Below are 17316 nucleotides of genomic sequence, written 5' to 3'. Positions count from 1 at the left end.
TTTCTTTTTTCCGCGTTCGCCAATCGGGGCTGTTGCAAATGCCGATTTCCGGCTGACGCGGCTCGCCTCGCGCATGAAGCTGCCCGCATGTGTCGCTGATTCGTCAGCACCATGCCAGCAGCCAGAGTTTCCAGGCTGCCGCGGATTCTTTCCGCGCTACCCGCCAGTCCGCCATCGCATCGAGTCTGCGGACGCGCGTCACCCGTGACGCCGATGCTTTTTTCTCAACCGCGTGCGGGAGCTGCCATCCCGTGAGGGACGAGGCCCCGCTTTTTCCAAGGAGCCCGTCCATGTCCCAGCAAGCCTCTTTCGGCCAGTTGGCCTTGATCCATTGCGGCAAGTTCCTGCCGCTCGAAATCCTGCATAGCGCCGCCGGCCACTACATCGGCACGCGCGATACAGAAGGTCCCGTTTCGCGGGAATCCTGCCAGTACTTCCGCAGCTATGCCGCGGCTCAACGTGCCCTCGAAAGAGGCGGCTGGTCCCAGCTCGCCACACCCTGATCCAACTGGAGGAACCACGTCATGAACCAGCTTTTGCCCCAGGAAGTCGTCGATCAGATCATGCGGGAAGAGCAGCATTTCGCCGCCGCGCCCCAAGCCTTCTTCGAGGTCTGGAAGCGCGGCGTCGAGATCGCAGGCCCGCAATGGTTTGGCGACGGCACGCGCGAAGGCCTGAACCAGGCAAAGAGCAAGTGGGATCTGCGTCCCGACATGCTGCGTGCCAACGACGCACTCGGCGTCCTGAGCAGCGGGGAACGCATGTTCCTGTCCGCCATGTTCAGCTTCTACAACGCGCGCGAGGGCGGTGCCATGCTCAAGCGCTGCCACTTCCAAGGACTGTCGGACTTCGATGGTCTCGATCTGCAACGTCGCCAGGTGATCGCCGACCTGCTGCTGAACTACAGCGGTTGGTGAGCCGGTCCCTGGCACACCTTCATCACTGCGTTCACGGGACCCCATGAGGGACATGCGCCTCGTTCGAGGCCATGTCCCTCGCGTTTTCTCCCCGCCCAGCGCCATCCGGCATCAGGCGGTTTCCCCTGCGGATGCCATCGTCCGCAAGGGCTGGCTCCGTTCATTCATCGAAAGGAGCCTTCATGGCCAACAACTACTACGAAGCCACCGGCGTTCTCGTGCTCGACCGTGTGACGCCCGTCATCCAGGCGCTGTTCGGCGCCTTCGCGCTGGACGAGAGCCACCCCGGCAACGGGCAGGCCTACATCGCCCAGATCGCCGAGACCACCAATCCGCAATGGCCGGACGTGCTCGATGGCCTGGAAGACCTGGCCACGCAACTCGGTATTCCGATGCCGGACGACGAAGGGCTGTCGATCCCGCCGCTGCTCGAACTGCTCGCCGTGCACTTCCGTGCCGATGAGGACGAAGAGCTGGGGAACTTGATCGACCGTCATTCGTTCGAGGACACCGCCGATCTCGACGCATTGTTTCTGATCGCCACCCGGTTCGATGACGGGCACCACCTGACCGCCATCCAGTTCGAGGGCTGCTGGTACTGCAGCAAGCCGCGGCTGTTCGAGTTCGGCGGCAACGGCTGCTACCTGAGCCGCGAGGTCCGCTTCATCAGCTCCTCCTCCCAGGCCCTCCAGCTCGGCGACCAATTGCGCAAGACCATTGTGGCCGCCGACATCGAAGAGGCTTCGGCCCTGATCGCGCTGGAGACCATCAATCTGCTGGCGGGCGTCAGCGACGAGCCATTCCGCATGAATTTGCGCCGGCGCGTCGCCGAGCGATTGGCCCAAACGCCAACGATCAGCGTCACCTGACGCTGTTTCCTTTCTTTCCACCCACCGGGGTCAATTCCCGGTGGCGGGGATTTGCTCCATCATTATTCTGTTGGAGAAATCCCATGTCCCAGAATCCCAATCCCTTTCTACGCGGCTACTGGAATCTGAAAATCGTCCGCACGCTGTCCATCAGCTACGAGGACGGAAGCCCGCATGTTTGGCGAAACATCCACCCGAGCCAGCAGCACCTCTGCGACGCGGCGCTGGTTTCTTCTCCTTGCATCATCACCAGCGACTTCGCGGTGGTCAGGACTGGCACCGAACCTGTCGGCGCCGCACTGATCGCCGAATGCGACGCGGCTGAAGGGGGCAGCGGCGAAGGCATGGTGGGTGCCGTGGTGTACGCGATCCACGGCGACGACTTCGACGGCCGCCCCGTCCACATTGGCGACACCTATTCGGCCGAGGCCGCACGGGAAGTCGTGCAGCGGTTGAGCTTCGAGACCGGCTACTACAGCCGGTGCTGGGAAATCAGCAGCGCGCACATCAGCCGCGAAACCGGCCAGTACCTGGCCAACCTGGCTGACCTCGCGACGCCGGAGGCCTTTTTGTTCATCGCGTTCCGGATTCCCTACAGCCCGGCGATCGGCGTCAAGCTGATCTCCACGCCCTGGACGGACCAGCACCTGCAGGACGTCGAGGGGATCGCCGCCGAGCAGCTTCGGCAGGAGCACCGCAGCAAGGGCATGCCGGACGAGCTGGCACAGATCCTTGAACTGGCCGGCCAGGCCGACGTGCGCATCCTCATCCTCGATGCCGACGCACCCGTGTTGCCGGGCCTATCGCTGGCCGGCGAATAGCTGCCACACACATCCCCGGCCTTCCTTGTCCTCACCGCATGCCGGCCCGGTCTCCCGCCAGAGAGCCGGGCCGGCGCACTTTCACAGGAGCGATCCCATGTTCCCCGACCTCATCACACCCGCATCCGACTTCGAGCACCAACTCGGAGCCTGCGTCAACGCCATGAGCCAGGAAGATGCCATCGGCCAGATCCTGGTATTCGAGCGCATGAGCGGCACGCTGCACATGCGCCATATCGCCAGCGCCGACCTGGTGGACACCGACGTGGACGACTACGAAATGGTCGTCTTCGACGGTGGCAACACAAGCGGCGACACGTGGAAACACGTGTTCTTTCCGCGTCAGCGCGAGCACTACTTCGTGTACCAAGCCTGATTCCTCCAGCCCCTTTCGAGGGGCTTTTTCTTGCCCGCAGCACAGGAAAACGGTTGTGGTGCGGTGCCGTTTCCTGCGGGCAGGCAGACCGCCCCAGGGCCATGCTTGCCCCATGTTCGTCGGCGTTGCCGGCACATGCCCAGGCAGTCGAGACCTTCGAGGCTGCAAGCGCGGGAAACCGTGCTGGTCGTTTCTTCCTACGGACCTACCGCGTCCATCCACGCCACCCACAAGGGACCTCTCCCTTGCGGGCGGGGAATCCCTTGTTTTTCCTCAAGGAGTTTCCCCATGGATCGTTCCCTCATCAAATCCATGATGCCTTCGCTGGTCGCAGGCCATGTGCCCCGCAACGTGCGGTCGTTCAAGTACCGCGTGTTCGATGATCAGCCGCTGTCCTCAACGCTGGGCTTCGCCATCGACCCCCAACCCTTCGACGGCAAGGTGGTCGCCGCGACCGACGATGCCATCGTCGTCAAGCTCAAGCCTTCCGAGTTCGCGGTGCTCGATCCCAGCCTGGTGACCACGGTTCCTGCCGAAGGCGCCAAGGTGCATGTCCAACCCTATGCCCGTCGTCGCTTCGACGGACTGCGCGCGGACACGCCGGAGGTCATCACCGAGGAGACTTCGGACGGCACGCCGTACACCATCACGAGGCACATCCTCGGCTCGGCGCCGGCCAAGCTGCCCATTCCCACGCCGCAGTGCATGGAGTTGGGCCAGCTCATCGAGCAGTTGGAGGAGATGCCGGCCCCCGATCGCTTCCGGCGCATCACCCACATGCTGGTGGATGCCGGTGCCCGCGACTTCACCTGGGTCGATCCCACGCCCTCCAAGATCATCGAGACCCCGCCGGCGATCAGCTTCACGGTCTCGACCGCGAAGTTCGAGGGCCGGGTGACGATCCTCTACGACCGCGGCGGAGACACCTACGTGGTGGAACTGCACCGTCAGAACGGTGAATCGGTCGAACTGGTCGATCGGCACGACGAGGTGTATTTCGACATGCTCGGCGAAGTGCTGGAGAGGCTCATCGACGACGGGCGCTGGCGCCAGATCGACGTGAGCATCCTCGACGCGAAAGCGGCCCGCAAGCGCCAGGCCGTCCCGGCATGACGCCCCGCAGCGAAACCGGGCGGTCCTGCGGCTGACCCGAGGCATCCGCCACGGCGTTCCAGCCGTTCCGGCCGCGTGCACTACAGGCCCTTCATCCCATCGGATGGAGGCCTTTCTCATTCTTCCACACAGGAGATTTCATCCATGTCACTGCGATTCAAAGGCGCTGACCTGCGCCCCGTGCTGACCGAAGCCATCGCCAATCAGGGGTCGTCTCAGAAAACGGAAAAAAATCGTACGCTAAGAGCCGAAGTGGGCCCTTTAGCAGCAATGCAAAGCTGCGATCAACGGGCAGGAAACATTGCCATGGTGCGCGTTGCACTCTCTCACTAGCGTCGACAGGGCCTCTTCCATCCGCGTGAGGTCCGCCATGCGTGCGCGCACATCGGCCAGCCGGTGAGCAGCCAGTTCGGCCGCCTCGCTGCAATGGGTGCCGTCCTCCAGTTTCAGGAGCTGGCCGACTTCATCCAGGCTGAATCCCAGGCGCTGGGCTGACTTCACGAACTTCACCCGCGCCACGTCCGCCTGCCCGTAGCGGCGGATGCGACCGTAGGGCCGCTCCGGCTGGGGTAGCAAGCCCTTGAGCTGATAGAAGCGGATCGTCTCCACGTTGACCCGGGCTGCCTTGGCGAAGGCCCCGATGGTCAGATTCTCTTGAGCGTTCTCCATGGCGCTTGACTCCGTAGTTGACTACGGAAGTAACGTTACAGCATCAAGCGAAGTCCCGGAAGGAGAACCTTATGTCGGAACCCAAGAACGGCTGCGGCGCACTGGCGACCGGCGGCGTCGCGGCCGTCCTCGCCTCGGCCTGCTGCCTCGGCCCCCTTGTCCTGGTCGCGCTCGGCTTCTCTGGCGCGTGGATCGGCAACCTGACCGTGCTGGAGCCGTATCGGCCGATCTTCATCGGCGCAGCGCTCATCGCGCTGTTCTTCGCCTGGCGCAGCATCTTCCGACCAGCCCATGCCTGCAAGCCCGGCGACGTTTGCGCCGTGCCCCAAGTGCGGACTGCCTACAAGGTGATCTTCTGGATCGTGGCCGCCCTGGTTCTGGTTGCCCTCGCGTTTCCCTACGTCCTGCCGCTGTTCTACTGAAAGGAGATCACCATGAAGAAACTCACCACCCTCACCACCCTCATCGCCCTGGCCGCCGCTCTAAGCGCGCCCGCCTGGGCTGCCACCAAGACCGTCACCCTGTCGGTGCCCGGCATGACCTGCGCCGCGTGCCCGATCACGGTCAAGACGGCTCTGTCCAAGGTCGCCGGCGTCGAGAAGGCCGAAGTCAGCTTCGAGAAGCGGGAGGCCGTCGTCACCTTCGACGAGGCCAAGACCAATGCCGACGCCTTGACCAAGGCCACCGCAAACGCGGGTTACCCGTCCAGCGTCAAGCAGTGAGGGCGTAATCATGGCCGAGGCGATCACCCTCCACATCGAAGGCATGACCTGCACGTCGTGCGCCGAGCACGTCCAGCAGGCTTTGACGAACGTGCCCGGCGTGCGCGCGGCCTCGGTGTCCTATCCGCAGCGGCAGGCCGAAATCGAGGCGGATGCAGGCGTGAGCGTGGCCCCGCTGGTTGCCGCAGTGGCCACGCTCGGCTATCGCGCACGGCTTACCGACACGCCGAACAAGCCTGCCGGCCTGCTAGACAAGGCGCTGGGCTGGCTCGGTGGCGAAACGAAGCATGTTGGCGGTGAACAAGCGCTGCACGTGGCTGTGATAGGCAGCGGCGGCGCGGCGATGGCGGCTGCCTTGAAGGCCGTGGAGCAAGGCGCCCGCGTCACGCTGATCGAGCGCGGCACCATCGGCGGCACCTGCGTCAATGTCGGCTGCGTGCCGTCCAAGATCATGATCCGCGCCGCGCACATCGTCCACCTGCGCCGCGAAAGCCCGTTCGATGCTGGCCTGCCGGCCGCAGCGCCCGCTGTACTGCGCGAGCGGCTGCTGGCCCAGCAACAAGGCCGCGTCGAGGAGCTGCGCCATGCCAAGTACGAAGGCATCCTGGCAAGCACTCCGGCCATCACCGTGCTGCGCGGCGAGGCCCGGTTCAGGGACACGCGCACGCTGACCGTGGCGACCGCTGACGGCGGCACGCACGAGGTGAACTTCGACCGCTGCCTGATTGCCACCGGCGCGAGCCCGGCGCTTCCGCCAATCCCGGGCCTTGCGGACACACCCCACTGGACCTCCACCGAGGCGCTGGAAAGCAGCTCGCTCCCCGAGCGGCTGGCCGTGATTGGTTCCTCCGTGGTGGCGGTCGAGTTGGCGCAAGCCTTCGCCCGGCTGGGCAGCCAGGTCACGATCCTGGCGCGCAGCACGCTGTTCTTCCGAGAAGACCCGGCCATCGGGGAAGCCGTAACAGACGCCTTCCGCGCCGAGGGCATCGAGGTGCTGGACCACACCCAGGCGAGCCACGTTGCCTATGCGGGCGGGGAATTCGTGCTCACCACCGGGCAGGGGGAAGTGCGCGCCGACAAGCTGCTGGTCGCCACCGGTCGCGCGCCGAACACGCGCAGCCTGAACCTTGAAGCGGCAGGCGTCGAAGTCAATGCGCAGGGAGCCATCGTCATCGACCGCGCCATGCGCACGAGCGCACCGCACATCTTTGCTGCCGGCGACTGCACCGACCAGCCGCAGTTCGTCTATGTGGCGGCGGCGGCCGGCACGCGCGCCGCGATCAACATGACCGGCGGCGACGCGGCGCTGGACCTGACGGCGATGCCGGCGGTGGTGTTCACCGATCCGCAGGTGGCGACCGTGGGCTACAGCGAGGCGGAAGCGCACCACGACGGCATCGAGACCGACAGCCGGCTGCTGACGCTCGACAACGTGCCGAGGGCGCTCGCCAACTTCGACACGCGCGGCTTCATCAAGCTGGTGGCGGAAGCTGGCTCAGGGCGGCTGATCGGCGTACAGGCGGTCGCGCCGGAAGCGGGCGAACTGATCCAGACGGCCGCGCTGGCGATCCGCCACCGGATGACCGTGCAGGAGCTGGCCGACCAGTTGTTCCCCTACCTGACCATGGTCGAGGGACTGAAGCTCGCGGCGCAGACCTTCAACAAGGACGTGAAGCAACTGTCCTGTTGCGCCGGATGAGGAAAAGGGAGGTGTTCGATGAACGCCTACAGCCGCGCCAACCGCCGCATCTACGCGGCCTTGTCCGATCCCCTGTCGGCCACCCACCGGCACCGCCTCGACGATCTGCTCAAGCGCCACGACAACGGCAAGACGACCTGGCTGGCCTGGCTGCGCCAGTCGCCCGTCAAGCCGAACTCGCGCCACATACTCGAACACATCGAGCGCCTCAAAGCCTGGCAGGCGCTCGACCTGCCTTCCGGCATCGAGCGGTCGGTGCACCAGAACCGCCTGCTCAAGATCGCCCGCGAAGGCGGCCAGATGACGCCCGCCGATCTGGCCAAGTTCGAGGCACAGCGCCGCTACGCGACCCTGGTGCGCTCGCCATCGAGGGCATGGCCACCGTCACCGACGAAATCATCGACCTGCACGACCGCATCCTGGGCAAGCTGTTCAACGCTGCCAAGCACAAGCATCAGCAGCAGTTCCAGGCGTCCGGCAAGGCGATCAACGCCAAGGTGCGGCTGGCCACCTCGATCAAGCAGGGCACGGTGACGGCCTCGCTGATGCTCAGGAAACTCGGCAGCTACCCGCGCCAGAACGGCCTGGCCGTGGCGCTGCGCGAGCTGGGCCGCATCGAGCGAACGCTGTTCATCCTGGACTGGCTGCAAAGCGTCGAGCTGCGCCGCCGCGTGCATGCCGGACTGAACAAGGGCGAAGCCCGCAACGCGCTAGCCCGCGCCGTGTTCTTCAACCGGCTGGGCGAAATCCGCGACCGCAGTTTCGAGCAGCAGCGCTACCGGGCCAGCGGCCTCAACCTGGTGACGGCGGCCATAGTGTTGTGGAACACGGTCTATCTGGAACGGGCCTCAAACGCCTTACGCGGTCACGGCCAGACTGTCGATGACGCCCTGTTGCAGTACCTGTCGCCGCTGGGCTGGGAGCACATCAACCTGACCGGCGATTACCTCTGGCGCAGCAGCGCCAAGATCGGCGCGGGCAAGTTCAGGCCGCTACGACCGCTGCAACCGGCTTAGCGTACGATTTTTTCCGTTTTCTGAGACGTCCCCAATCAGTGCCGCATTGTCCTGGTCAAGGATCAGGGCGTGTACTTCCTCGCCGAGCGTGGGGAGCGTCGCCCGGATGGGCGCCAGGCACTGCTCGCCTACGCCGTCGGATGCAACCCGGACACCGACCCGTTCGATGACTGGTGGCACCTCGCCGGCCGCGAGCTGGGCGGCGATGACTTCGCGGAGTATTTCGACCCGAAGGACGGCCTGTTCACGCGCCTCCAGCACTCGGCGGACGATCTCGTGCTTTCCGCCACCGCCACGCACCTGTCCTTAGCAGTGGTGCCTCCCGCCTGACGCGGCAACCGCCTCGCAGCCCCCGCATCGGGGGCCTTCTTTTGTTCGCACCGCCGCCATCGCCGCGCGTGCGCGTTTGTCTCCAGCCGCCGAGGCACGCCCCGCCGGCCACAACGCCGGCATGCCACCGGAGACAACCGCATGAACACGCCATCGACCTCGCCGAGGCTGCACCTCCTACCGGTGTCGCTGCGCACGGCCAATGCATTCGTTCTGTCGCACCATCGCCACCACCGCCCGGTCCAGGGCGCGAAGTTCGCCCTGGCCGTCACGCTGAGCGACAGCGACCTGATCCACGGCGTGGCCATTGTCGGCCGCCCGGTCGCGCGGCACCTGGACGCTGGAAGTCACGCGGCTGTGCACCGACGGCACACCCAGCGCCTGCAGCAAGCTCTACGGCGCGGCCTGGCAGGCGGCAAGGGCGCTGGGCTACATACGCCTGCTCACCTACACCATGCCCGACGAAGGTGGCGCCAGCCTGCGCGCCGCCGGCTGGCGGCTGATCGGCGCGCGCGGTGGCGGCGCCTGGAGCCGTCCCGGCCGTCCGCGCGCCGATACCCCCGAGCACCTGCGCGGCGCCAAGTGCCTGTGACAGGCGCCGGGTGGCGCGGACAAAGGGAAGCGCCCGGGTGCCGATTGATTGCTGCCGCGCGCGCGAGGCCCCGCCATGCTGGCCCCATGCCTGCTGACGTCGTCAGCGACATGCCAGGCAACCATCGGTCTTCGAGGTTGCGGCGCAGTTCCCACTGCGTGACCGAGCCAGCTCGCACCGCATCCTTCCGCGAGCGGCCACCAGCCTCTGGTGGCGGATGCTTTCGCCTTATCAACCCACCGCGGGGTCACGCACCTTCCCCGCATGCGTGGGCCGGTGTGTCTCCGCTTCATCCCAATGGAGATTCACCATGAACACCACGTCCAACGAGAAATCGTATTTCGACCTCCACACCTCGGGCATCGGCTACATCCAGCGTGTCCGTGAAGTGCCCGTCCGGGGCGGCCGCCGTGCGCAGCCTTTCCTGGCATGCACCATCGCCGCGCTGGTCGGCCCCGCCCGGGACCCCAGCTACCGCTACTTCGACGTCAAGGTCTCGGGTGCCGAGGCCAAGAAGCTCGTTCAGCGCTACATCGGCGTTGACGATCCCAAGCAGCGCCCGCTGGTGCGCTTTCGCCTCGGTGACCTGTGGGGCGATGTGTACATCCGCGACAAGGGTGAGCAGAAGGGTCAGGCCGCCGCGTCCCTCAAGGCGCGACTGCTCAAGGCCGAACTGATCGACCGGGCCGAACTGGCTTCGATCGAGCAGCACGAGTTGATCACCCGCGGCATCGGCTATCTCAATCGTGTGAAGGACGTCACCCCAAAAGCTGGCGACTCGTTCCTCTCTTGCACCGTCGCGGCACTGGCCGGGCCTGTCGATGAACCGGAGTATCGGTACTTCGACACCATCGTCGCCACCCCGGAAGCCGAGCACCTGGTTCGCCGGTGCGTTCAGGCCGTCGAGGGTGACCGCAAGGTGCTGATCGCCTTCCGTCTGAACGACATGAAGATCGATCCGTACATCCGCACCAAGGGTGAGCACGCCGGGGAACCGGCCGCCAGCCTGGAATCGACGCTGGTCCACATCGGTCTCATCAAGATCGACGGCACCCAGGTCTATCCGACGAGCCAGGCGCAAGCCGAGGCGCCGCCGGCCGAAGACGCATCCGCGTCCGAAGCCGACGATGCCATCGACACGGCCACCGAGCCCGCCGAGCGCGAGCCCGAGGCGCAAGTCCAGGAGCAGGAGCCGGCATTGGCTGCTTCGTTCTGATCCGGCACGGCCTCTCACGGGGCCTTGTCGCTTTTCCTCCCCACGTACGCCGCGTCCCCAGGACGCGTGCTTGCGCATTTCATCCCCCGAGTTCCGCGTGGTCTCACGGCCACGCGGTTGTCGAATTTCTCAAAGGAGATCAGCCATGTCTCTGGTATCCCGCTTTGCTCCGCAATCCCCGATCCTGCGCTCTGATCGCCCACTCTCGGACGACCGCATTCGTGCCGTCGTTCCGTCGATCTTCGCCGACGCTCCACATGGGAGCCGGTCCGATCGGTATGCCTACATACCGACCTCGACCGTGCTGACCAAGCTGCGCCAGGAGGGCTTCGAGCCCTTCATGGTGTGTCAGACGCGCGTGCGCAACGAAGACCGGCGCGAGTACACGAAGCACCTCATCCGACTTCGCCATGCAAGCCAGATCAACGGCGACGAGGCGAACGAGATCATCCTGCTCAACAGCCATGACGGCACGAGCAGCTATCAGATGCTCGCCGGCATGTTCCGGTTCGTCTGCCACAACGGCCTGGTTTGCGGTGACACCACCGCAGACATCCGCGTTCCCCACAAGGGCGACGTGGCCAGCCAGGTGATCGAAGGTGCCTACGGAGTCCTCGAAGGTTTCGAGCGCGTGCATAACGCGCGCGATGCGATGCGCACCATCACCCTCGATGAGGGCGAAGCGGAGGTCTTTGCGAACTCTGCGCTCGCACTCAAGTACGACGATCCGGCCAAGTCCACGCCTGTCACCGAGAGCCAACTGCTGGCCCCTCGGCGATGGGACGACCGCAAGAACGACCTGTGGGCCGTCTTCAACCGCGTCCAGGAGAACCTAGTCAAAGGGGGCCTGAACGGACGCACGGCCAACGGCCGCAATCAGCGCACCCGTCCGGTGCAAGGCATCGACCAGAACCTGCGCCTGAACCGGGCGTTGTGGCTGCTGGCCGAAGGCATGCGCCAGCTCAAGGCGTGATGCCACGCGGACCTCGCCCACCTCGGGCGAGGCCATTTCCTCTCATCCACCGGGTGCCGTCGGCGGCCCGTCATTCATCATCAGGAGAACCATCATGGCAACCCCATCGGCTTCCGAGAAATCTGTTGCGCCCATCGTCGTCCCCGGCCAGCTCACGCTGCGTACCATCCGCGGCAAGAACGGCCCGTTCACGGTTGGCCGCCTCGCGACGCACCTCGGTACTTTCGAGGTCAAAGACCCGGAGCTGGAGCAGTACCCCGAAGGCAAGTACGACGGGGAATTCATCATCAGGTACATCTTCCCGAAGTCCTATCCGGTCGGCGGCGGCATGCGGTTCGAGATCCGTGCCAGCCTCGACGGCATGACGCTCAACGGCATCGACAAACTCAGCCGCGACGAAGCCCGCAGCTTCGCCACCCAGGACGTCGATCCGCTCGATGAAGAGCAAGGGGCGCAGCCTGCGGCAACGCCGGCCAAGCCCACCAAAGCGTCCAGGCCCGCCAAGCCCGCACCCGTGCAGGCGTCCGCGGACCCGCTGGTCGATACCACGCCCTTCGGCGTGGATGCGCCACCGCCTGCTACGGCCGCTGCCCCCGGCAGCACCGAAGACGGTGACGCCGCGCTCTTCGGCCTGCTGTGGCCGCTGGGCGAGTCCGTGAAACTGGATTCGACCATCGACCGCCGCACCCTGCGCGCGCAGATCGCCCGCCTGGGCGAGCTGGGCTACGCGCTGGACTTCAAGACGCAGGAGTGGAGCCGCCAGGCCGAACCAAAACCTGCGTGATCGCAGACGCCGCATGCGCGGTGTTCTTCATCCACCCGCCGGGGTTCCTTTCCCATGCGGGGGAGGCCCTGGCCATTTTCTGGAGGTCTCCATCATGTCCACCATCGCTTGCGATACCCCGCGTTCAACGCTGGATGAACCCGCGTGGCGGGACCTTTGCAAAGCGGCCGCCGCACACGCCCAGCGCGGTTGCGGCTTGTCCTACGACCACTACGTGACGCTCTTCAGTTCGGCGATCGACGCACAGGCCAATCGTTTGCCGGATGAGCAACGTGCTCAGGCTCTCGAAATCGCGGCCCAGGAATGGGACTACGCAACACCTGCCGAACGGCAGGAAACCCAGGACTGGAATGCGGAGCATGGCTATTGCTCGCACGGGATCGAGTTCGGCTACTGCCCGGCCGGTTGTGATCGAGACGATGACGACTGGGATTGAGGGCGACGCATAGGTTCCTTCGCCGCAGATGCGGCATTCCATCACCCGCTGGGGGTTCTTCCCCACGGGGAGGCCTTCAGCTCAACTTTTCGAGGAGGCCTCTCATGGGCTGGTATTTCTCAAACCAATCGCGGTCCGAACTGATCGCGGAACTGATCGCACCGCAAGAGACCGAGCGCGCCAGCGTCAAGGTCATCGCTCACACCCTGCGCGGCAACGTGCTGTGGTCCGTCGCCGAAGTGACCGCCAAGGTCGAAGGCGTGCATCGTGATCTCGCACCGGGCCAGTCCCTGCGCTACATCCGCTGCGATCTGCTTGAACGAAGCGGCGGCCAGTGGGGCTACAAGTCCTTGGACGAGTCCATGCACCCGTACTACTACACGTGCCCGCTGTCCTATCTGGACCTCGCACCGGAGCAGTCCGCCGACTGGCGTGCAGGCGTTCGCGCCTACCACGCCCGGCGGCGCACACCCACGGCATCCGCGGCATCCGCCGCGGCGTCGATGGCCTGAGCCAGGAGGAACCGACATGGACCCGATCCTGGCAACGCTTCCGCCCTCGTTGCTGGCACTCGTTGAAGGGAGTTTGTCCAACGACGAAGTGTCCTCCGACGAGGAAATGCTGGCGTACTTCATCGACAACGGCCTCACCGAGGACCAGGCACGGCAGGCACTGACCTACCGCGACCAGTACCTCAACAACATCTACCTGGAAGGCTTCACGCCGATCACTTCGGCGGACGAGCCGCTTCACTTCAACCCGCACACCCGGCAGTTCGAGCCGGACTGAGCGGTTTTCTTCCACCCCCTGGGGCAGTACTTGCCCCAGCGGGCGGTGCTGTTCCCGTTCATCCGAGGACACCACCATGCCCGCAAACACTTCTTCCACGCTGTACCGCATCGACGAATGCCCGGACGTGATGGCCGACGCCTGCGTCGGCGATGACCAGGGCAACCTGATCTTCCTGTCCATCTGGGCGCGGGACACCGCCGTCCAGCAGTTCCTCGCTCGCCTGACCCTCGGGCGCGACGAGCAGGGACTGGACCAGTTCCACCTCATCACCGACCAGGGCGGCAGCGTCCCGGTATTCATCGGCAACGTCGATCGCCTGGAAAAGCGCATCACGCGCGCGTACCGGCGGACGCTGTTCGGCTCGCTGTCCAACGTGTGGCTGTTCGACCGGCGCTGCGTCAAGCCCGACAAGGCCAACGCCAGCGCATTGGCACTGCTGCCACGCGACAGCGCCCACAGGCTTGACCGCCTGTGGATGCTGGTGCGGGACACCTGCCCGTTGCCGCTGCTCGATCACTGGCGCGAGACCGTGCTGGAACTGCTGCAAACCCGCGAGATGCTGGCCCGCCTTCCGTTCGCCCTCGGGCCGCTGGAAGGCCATCGGCTCGCCATCGACGTGCCGGCGCTGACCCTGGCGCTCGGCTCCCTGATCCGCAGCGACGCGCTCACCGCCTATCCGTATCCGGCCAAGATTTGGACGCCGGAAGCGGTAGCGGCTTGACCCACCCTCGGAGGCACGCCTTGGCGTACTTCCGTGTTTCATCCCCGCCAACCAGGAGACTTCCATGGCCCTCATGTTCCCGCGGCTCGCCCGCAATTTCGTCAAGAACGGATATTTCCCGACCGACGAACCCACGCTCGAAAGAGCGCTCAACGCACTGATGCCCAGCGACGGGCCGATGTGCATCCTCGATCCCTGCGCCGGCGAAGGCGTGGCGATCGCCGAAGCCGCCCATGCCCTCGGGCGCGAGCAGGCAAAGGCGTTCGCCGTCGAGTTCGACGCGGAGCGGGCGCGCCATGCCCGCGGCCTGGTCGATCACTGCCTGCACGCGGACCTGATGGACACGATGGTCTCCAAGCAGTCCTTCGGGCTGCTCTGGCTCAACCCGCCGTATGGGGACCTGTCCAAGGACGTCAACGGCAACATCGGCTATCAGGGCCAGGGCCGTGCCCGCCTTGAAAAGCTGTTCTACCAGCGCACGCTCTCGCTGCTGCAATACGGCGGCGTGCTGGTTTTCATCGTCCCCGGCTACGTGCTCGACGCGGAGTTGGTCGGCTGGCTGACGCGCCACTACACGGACCTGCGCATCTACCGAGCGGTGGAGACGCAGTTCAAGCAGGTGGTGATCTTCGGACGCCGGGTGCGCCAGCGCGAGCAGGTGCCCGATGGCGTCAAGGCCGTGCGCAATCTGCTGTTGCAGGTAGGGCAAGGCGAAGTCGAAGCCGAGGAACTGCCGAGCGAGTGGCCGTTCCTGCCGTACATCGTCCCCGCCAGCCCGGCCGAGCCAGAGCATTTCTTCCGCGTGACGATGGAGCCCGAGCAGTTCGCCGATGAGGTTGGCAGGCTGCAAGGCTTGTGGCCATCGCAGGACACGCACCTGGGGGCTGCGCAGCAATCGCTGCGTCCACCGGCGCGGGCCTTGTCCCGCTGGCATCTCGCCCTGGCTCTGGCCGCGGGTGCGATCTCGGGGGTTGTGCGCTCCAAGACCGGGCGCGTGCTCGTCGTCAAAGGTGACACCCACAAGGACAAGACGCTCCAGCGGGAGTTCACCGAACGCGAAGACGGCTCCATCGCCGAGACCCGCATCCTCACCGACAAGTTCGTTCCCGTCATCCGCGCGTGGGACATGACACCTGGCTCCGCGACACGGGGCGAGGTGTTGACCATTCGCTGATCCACCGGACGCGCTGCCGTCCTGCTGTACCAACTCGAAGGAGAAACACCATGATCCCCAATCCGTTCAAGCGGCCTGCGCCGCACAAGCAACCGTTGTTCGCACCGAGTACGTTGAAGTTGAGCGAGAAGGTGCATTGGCTGGCCCGGCGAGGCCTGATCGACCCCTTGGCCTATGTCCAGCGCCATGTGCGCGGGGACTGGGGCGAGATCGATGAGGCCACACGCCAAGCCAACGACGTGGCGATCCAACAGGACAACCTAATGATCTCGCAGTTCAGGATCACGCCGGACCTGGCGCTGATCGTCAAGACCAGCGAGGACCACCAGACCACGGTGGTCCAGCTTCCCGAAGAGCGGGACCTGATCTGAGGCCCCACATCGTCATCCTCATCCACCTGACGGAGCCACTTCACTCCGGCAGGGGTGTCGTGGCTCAATGACTCATCAAGGAGGAGCCCATGGCATCGCATCGCATCGAAACCTACTGCCAGCGGCTGGCGTTCCCCATCGGGGCGCTCATCTTCAGCAGAGGTGTAGACCGCCTGGTCCGCGCGGGTCGCCTGGACCCGATCCCGTACTTCAGGCGCCACACCCGTGGCGACTGGGGCGACGTCAACATCCAGCAATGGCAGACGAACAGCAGCGCGCTTCAATCGGGCGCGTCGCTGGAATCGCACTACGTGATCCATCCGGGGCTCGCCATTCGCATCGTCACCGATTCGCAGCGCTGCGCAACCGTCATCGTGCTTCCGTCCGAAGACTGAGCACGGTTCACCTGCGGGCCGCCCAGGCCAGCACCTTCAACCACCCTCAGCCACGCGTCGATTCTCTTCCCACCACGGGGCATGCCATTGCCCCGCTGGGGGTGGTGCATGCCCCATTTTTCTTTGGAGCATCACCATGTCCCTCGATCTCGAAACCACTGCCGCTGAATCCGCGCCCGTACAGGGCGAACTGCTCGACGCGGAATCTTCCCCTCTGACCCTGAGCCTTCAGGATTTTGTCGGCGAGTTCGGCGACGAACTACTCGACGCCCTCAACAGCGCTAATCCGCCGGTCTATACCGGCCAACCGCAGGCGCACCGGCAACTGGTGGTCGCCAGCCTCAAGCGCAAGCTGTTCCCAGCCCAGGCCGAAGTCGTCCACGCCGCCGCCGAGCTGCTGATCGACCGTGGCGAACGTGCTGCGATCGTCAATGGCGAGATGGGCTGCGGCAAGACGACCGTCGGCATTGCCACGGCCGCCGTGCTCAACGCCGAAGGCTATCGCCGCACTCTGGTGCTGTCGCCGCCCCACCTGGTTTACAAGTGGCGGCGCGAGATCCAGGAGACGGTGGCCGGTGCCAAGGTGTGGGTACTCAACGGGCCGGATACGCTCGTCAAGCTCATCAAGCTGCGCGAGCAGTTGGGCGTGCAGCCCACGGGCCAGGAGTTCTTCGTCCTGGGGCGCGTCAGGATGCGGATGGGCTTTCACTGGAAGCCTGTCTTCACCACGCGGCGCACCCGCCACGGCGACGTGGCGGCCTGCCCGGACTGCGGCACGGTCATCACCGACCTCGACGGCGAGCCGGTCAACCCGATCGCGCTCCAAGCCGAGGAGTGCCGCAGGAAGTGCGGCCACTGCGCCGCGCCCCTGTGGACACTGATCCGCCCGCGCAGTCTGTCCGGCAGCGACCAGTCCTCGGCCGTGCTCAAAGCCTTAAAGCGCATACCGACCATCGGAGAGGTCACCGCGCAGAAGCTGATGCAAAAGTTCGGTGACGGGTTCCTGGCGTCGATGCTCGGCGACAACATCCATGAGTTCATCAACCTCATGGATGGCAACGGCGAGCTGGTGTTTTCCGACCGTCAGGCCACGCGCATGGAACGTGCGATGGCCAACATGGAGTTCGGCTTTGGCGAGGGCGGCTATCAGCCGTCCGAGTTCATCAAACGCTACCTGCCGCAAGGCACGTTCGACCTGCTCATCGCCGATGAGGCACATGAGTACAAGAACGGGGGCAGTGCCCAGGGCCAGGCCATGGGCGTGCTGGCGGCGAAGGCTCGCAAGACCTTGCTGCTGACCGGCACGTTGATGGGCGGCTACGGGGACGAC

Annotated in this window: 23 protein-coding genes and 2 pseudogenes; 24 read left to right on the top strand and 1 reads right to left on the bottom strand. The window is 65.3% G+C overall.

Going from position 1 to position 17316, the window contains the following annotated elements; all coding sequences use genetic code 11:
* Positions 1-290: 290 nt before the first annotated feature.
* The 6 genes from N5J73_RS21550 (at position 291) to N5J73_RS21525 (ending at position 4096) form a co-directional block, all read left to right on the top strand.
* A complete protein-coding gene (locus tag N5J73_RS21550) occupies positions 291-503 on the top strand; it encodes a hypothetical protein (protein ID WP_003116833.1) in 213 nt (70 codons plus the stop codon).
* Positions 504-524: 21 nt separating this feature from the next.
* Positions 525-917 carry a hypothetical protein gene (locus tag N5J73_RS21545; RefSeq protein ID WP_003116832.1) on the top strand — a complete coding sequence of 131 codons (393 nt, stop codon included), beginning with the start codon at positions 525-527 and terminating at the stop codon, positions 915-917.
* A 182-nt stretch (positions 918-1099) separates the two neighbouring features.
* Positions 1100-1786 carry a hypothetical protein gene (locus N5J73_RS21540; RefSeq protein WP_003116830.1) on the top strand — a complete coding sequence of 229 codons (687 nt, stop codon included), beginning with the start codon at positions 1100-1102 and terminating at the stop codon, positions 1784-1786.
* An 83-nt stretch (positions 1787-1869) separates the two neighbouring features.
* Positions 1870-2607: a hypothetical protein gene (locus N5J73_RS21535; RefSeq protein WP_003116829.1), complete on the top strand. Its 738-nt coding sequence runs from the start codon at positions 1870-1872 to the stop codon at positions 2605-2607.
* 97 nt (positions 2608-2704) lie between these two features.
* Positions 2705-2983, top strand: coding sequence for a hypothetical protein (locus N5J73_RS21530; protein ID WP_003116828.1), 279 nt, complete (start codon positions 2705-2707; stop codon positions 2981-2983).
* 288 nt (positions 2984-3271) lie between these two features.
* Positions 3272-4096: a hypothetical protein gene (locus N5J73_RS21525; protein ID WP_003098941.1), complete on the top strand. Its 825-nt coding sequence runs from the start codon at positions 3272-3274 to the stop codon at positions 4094-4096.
* 261 nt (positions 4097-4357) lie between these two features.
* Here N5J73_RS21525 and merR read toward each other — a convergent pair whose 3' ends face one another.
* Positions 4358-4765, bottom strand: coding sequence for an Hg(II)-responsive transcriptional regulator (gene merR / locus N5J73_RS21520; RefSeq protein WP_003098939.1), 408 nt, complete (start codon positions 4763-4765; stop codon positions 4358-4360).
* 71 nt (positions 4766-4836) lie between these two features.
* On the opposite strand from merR, the gene merT reads away from it, so the two are divergent.
* From merT to N5J73_RS21435, 18 genes and pseudogenes are all read left to right on the top strand, one after another.
* A complete protein-coding gene (gene merT / locus N5J73_RS21515; protein WP_003116827.1) occupies positions 4837-5187 on the top strand; it encodes a mercuric ion transporter MerT in 351 nt (116 codons plus the stop codon).
* A 12-nt stretch (positions 5188-5199) separates the two neighbouring features.
* Positions 5200-5487 (top strand): mercury resistance system periplasmic binding protein MerP, encoded by a 288-nt coding sequence (gene merP, locus N5J73_RS21510; protein WP_003116826.1) that lies wholly within the window; start codon positions 5200-5202, stop codon positions 5485-5487.
* A 10-nt stretch (positions 5488-5497) separates the two neighbouring features.
* Positions 5498-7186 carry a mercury(II) reductase gene (gene merA, locus N5J73_RS21505; RefSeq protein WP_003098932.1) on the top strand — a complete coding sequence of 563 codons (1689 nt, stop codon included), beginning with the start codon at positions 5498-5500 and terminating at the stop codon, positions 7184-7186.
* A 24-nt stretch (positions 7187-7210) separates the two neighbouring features.
* Positions 7211-8202: pseudogene (locus N5J73_RS21500) on the top strand (Tn3 family transposase); the annotation flags it as partial.
* A gap of 45 nt (positions 8203-8247) precedes the next feature.
* Positions 8248-8532, top strand: a complete 285-nt coding sequence (locus N5J73_RS21495) for a DUF3085 domain-containing protein (RefSeq protein ID WP_031629745.1) — start codon at positions 8248-8250, stop codon at positions 8530-8532.
* A 141-nt stretch (positions 8533-8673) separates the two neighbouring features.
* Positions 8674-8859, top strand: a pseudogene (locus N5J73_RS24235) (XF1762 family protein); the annotation flags it as partial.
* The gene (locus N5J73_RS21490) at positions 8840-9124 is read left to right on the top strand and encodes an XF1762 family protein (protein WP_003098923.1); all 285 of its coding nucleotides are present in this window, start codon (positions 8840-8842) and stop codon (positions 9122-9124) included. The pseudogene N5J73_RS24235 and the gene N5J73_RS21490, both read left to right, overlap by 20 nt.
* A 310-nt stretch (positions 9125-9434) precedes the next feature.
* Positions 9435-10340, top strand: a complete 906-nt coding sequence (locus tag N5J73_RS21485; RefSeq protein ID WP_003116825.1) for a DUF3577 domain-containing protein — start codon at positions 9435-9437, stop codon at positions 10338-10340.
* A 145-nt stretch (positions 10341-10485) separates the two neighbouring features.
* Positions 10486-11313 carry a DUF932 domain-containing protein gene (locus tag N5J73_RS21480; protein WP_003116824.1) on the top strand — a complete coding sequence of 276 codons (828 nt, stop codon included), beginning with the start codon at positions 10486-10488 and terminating at the stop codon, positions 11311-11313.
* 94 nt (positions 11314-11407) lie between these two features.
* Positions 11408-12097: a DUF3275 family protein gene (locus tag N5J73_RS21475; RefSeq protein ID WP_003116823.1), complete on the top strand. Its 690-nt coding sequence runs from the start codon at positions 11408-11410 to the stop codon at positions 12095-12097.
* Positions 12098-12191: 94 nt separating this feature from the next.
* Positions 12192-12533 (top strand): hypothetical protein, encoded by a 342-nt coding sequence (locus N5J73_RS21470; protein WP_003116822.1) that lies wholly within the window; start codon positions 12192-12194, stop codon positions 12531-12533.
* 104 nt (positions 12534-12637) lie between these two features.
* Positions 12638-13045 carry a hypothetical protein gene (locus N5J73_RS21465; protein WP_003116821.1) on the top strand — a complete coding sequence of 136 codons (408 nt, stop codon included), beginning with the start codon at positions 12638-12640 and terminating at the stop codon, positions 13043-13045.
* A 16-nt stretch (positions 13046-13061) separates the two neighbouring features.
* Positions 13062-13322, top strand: a complete 261-nt coding sequence (locus tag N5J73_RS21460; protein ID WP_003090124.1) for a hypothetical protein — start codon at positions 13062-13064, stop codon at positions 13320-13322.
* A 76-nt stretch (positions 13323-13398) separates the two neighbouring features.
* Entirely contained in the window at positions 13399-14046 is a 648-nt protein-coding gene (locus tag N5J73_RS21455) for a hypothetical protein (RefSeq protein WP_279941346.1), read from the top strand.
* Between the two features lie 40 nt (positions 14047-14086).
* Complete coding sequence (locus N5J73_RS21450) at positions 14087-15220, top strand: DUF6094 domain-containing protein (protein WP_223224654.1); 1134 nt, start codon at positions 14087-14089, stop codon at positions 15218-15220.
* A gap of 50 nt (positions 15221-15270) precedes the next feature.
* The gene (locus N5J73_RS21445) at positions 15271-15591 is read left to right on the top strand and encodes a hypothetical protein (RefSeq protein WP_003116818.1); all 321 of its coding nucleotides are present in this window, start codon (positions 15271-15273) and stop codon (positions 15589-15591) included.
* An 89-nt stretch (positions 15592-15680) separates the two neighbouring features.
* The gene (locus N5J73_RS21440; RefSeq protein WP_003116817.1) at positions 15681-15986 is read left to right on the top strand and encodes a hypothetical protein; all 306 of its coding nucleotides are present in this window, start codon (positions 15681-15683) and stop codon (positions 15984-15986) included.
* 136 nt (positions 15987-16122) lie between these two features.
* On the top strand, positions 16123-17316 hold a 1194-nt coding region (locus N5J73_RS21435), incomplete at its 3' end, for a DEAD/DEAH box helicase family protein (protein WP_345782449.1).

The organism is Stenotrophomonas sp. GD03654, assembly GCF_029845105.1.
Lineage (GTDB): Bacteria > Pseudomonadota > Gammaproteobacteria > Xanthomonadales > Xanthomonadaceae > Stenotrophomonas > Stenotrophomonas africana.
The sequence above is the reverse complement of the archived record's forward strand: the minus strand, read 5'-3'. Positions and strand labels throughout refer to the sequence as shown.

Excerpts from the sequence above, each read along its gene's own strand:
- N5J73_RS21550 (WP_003116833.1), top strand. The coding sequence starts at position 291 with ATGTCCCAGCAAGCCTCTTTCGGCCAGTTGGCCTTGATCCATTGCGGC.
- N5J73_RS21545 (WP_003116832.1), top strand. The coding sequence starts at position 525 with ATGAACCAGCTTTTGCCCCAGGAAGTCGTCGATCAGATCATGCGGGAA.
- N5J73_RS21540 (WP_003116830.1), top strand. The coding sequence starts at position 1,100 with ATGGCCAACAACTACTACGAAGCCACCGGCGTTCTCGTGCTCGACCGT.
- N5J73_RS21535 (WP_003116829.1), top strand. The coding sequence starts at position 1,870 with ATGTCCCAGAATCCCAATCCCTTTCTACGCGGCTACTGGAATCTGAAA.
- N5J73_RS21530 (WP_003116828.1), top strand. The coding sequence starts at position 2,705 with ATGTTCCCCGACCTCATCACACCCGCATCCGACTTCGAGCACCAACTC.
- N5J73_RS21525 (WP_003098941.1), top strand. The coding sequence starts at position 3,272 with ATGGATCGTTCCCTCATCAAATCCATGATGCCTTCGCTGGTCGCAGGC.
- merR (WP_003098939.1), bottom strand. The coding sequence starts at position 4,765 with ATGGAGAACGCTCAAGAGAATCTGACCATCGGGGCCTTCGCCAAGGCA.
- merT (WP_003116827.1), top strand. The coding sequence starts at position 4,837 with ATGTCGGAACCCAAGAACGGCTGCGGCGCACTGGCGACCGGCGGCGTC.
- merP (WP_003116826.1), top strand. The coding sequence starts at position 5,200 with ATGAAGAAACTCACCACCCTCACCACCCTCATCGCCCTGGCCGCCGCT.
- merA (WP_003098932.1), top strand. The coding sequence starts at position 5,498 with ATGGCCGAGGCGATCACCCTCCACATCGAAGGCATGACCTGCACGTCG.
- N5J73_RS21485 (WP_003116825.1), top strand. The coding sequence starts at position 9,435 with ATGAACACCACGTCCAACGAGAAATCGTATTTCGACCTCCACACCTCG.
- N5J73_RS21480 (WP_003116824.1), top strand. The coding sequence starts at position 10,486 with ATGTCTCTGGTATCCCGCTTTGCTCCGCAATCCCCGATCCTGCGCTCT.
- N5J73_RS21475 (WP_003116823.1), top strand. The coding sequence starts at position 11,408 with ATGGCAACCCCATCGGCTTCCGAGAAATCTGTTGCGCCCATCGTCGTC.
- N5J73_RS21470 (WP_003116822.1), top strand. The coding sequence starts at position 12,192 with ATGTCCACCATCGCTTGCGATACCCCGCGTTCAACGCTGGATGAACCC.
- N5J73_RS21465 (WP_003116821.1), top strand. The coding sequence starts at position 12,638 with ATGGGCTGGTATTTCTCAAACCAATCGCGGTCCGAACTGATCGCGGAA.
- N5J73_RS21460 (WP_003090124.1), top strand. The coding sequence starts at position 13,062 with ATGGACCCGATCCTGGCAACGCTTCCGCCCTCGTTGCTGGCACTCGTT.
- N5J73_RS21455 (WP_279941346.1), top strand. The coding sequence starts at position 13,399 with ATGCCCGCAAACACTTCTTCCACGCTGTACCGCATCGACGAATGCCCG.
- N5J73_RS21445 (WP_003116818.1), top strand. The coding sequence starts at position 15,271 with ATGATCCCCAATCCGTTCAAGCGGCCTGCGCCGCACAAGCAACCGTTG.
- N5J73_RS21440 (WP_003116817.1), top strand. The coding sequence starts at position 15,681 with ATGGCATCGCATCGCATCGAAACCTACTGCCAGCGGCTGGCGTTCCCC.